This window comes from Proteus sp. fly-1067, assembly GCF_040139345.1.
Classification (GTDB): domain Bacteria; phylum Pseudomonadota; class Gammaproteobacteria; order Enterobacterales; family Enterobacteriaceae; genus Proteus; species Proteus vulgaris_B.
Window position 1 is genome coordinate 1 of record NZ_JBEEUL010000313.1, and the last position, 501, is coordinate 501.

Sequence of the window (501 nt, forward strand, 5' to 3'; positions counted from 1 at the left end):
ACGATCACCAGTGTTAATAAATACATCGACAGGCATGCCCGCCTTTAATTTGTTTTTATTACCAACAAGAAGTGTATTATCTTTTACATTAATAAATACCTGATAATAGGGTTCAGTTGTTCTTTCATCGATGAGTCTATCTGCGGAAATTAATGCGACCTCCCCTGGAATTTTAGGTGTTGTATTTTGATTAAAAGCACTAAACATTAAATCAACAGGGAGACCTGGGATCACTTTATCAATTAGGTGAGGTGCTAAGCGTGCTTCAATAATTAATTGATGATCTTGAGGAACGACTTCCATTAACGTTTGGCCCGTTCTAACAACACCACCTTGTGTAAAAACAGATAAATCCATTACGATACCTGAAATAGGAGCAGTAATTTGCATGTTAGCCAGTTTGTCCATTTCAATAATGAGTTGTTTTTCAGTTTCACTTATTTGTAATTGAATTTGATTCAGTTCAGTACGTGCTGATTGATAGAAATTAGCATTGCGTTG

Annotated in this window: 1 protein-coding gene; it reads right to left on the reverse strand. The window is 35.5% G+C overall.

The window, feature by feature from the left end; genetic code table 11:
• Positions 1–501: beta-barrel domain-containing protein (locus ABN217_RS20585; RefSeq protein WP_349460059.1), on the reverse strand; the 501-nt coding region annotated here is incomplete at both ends.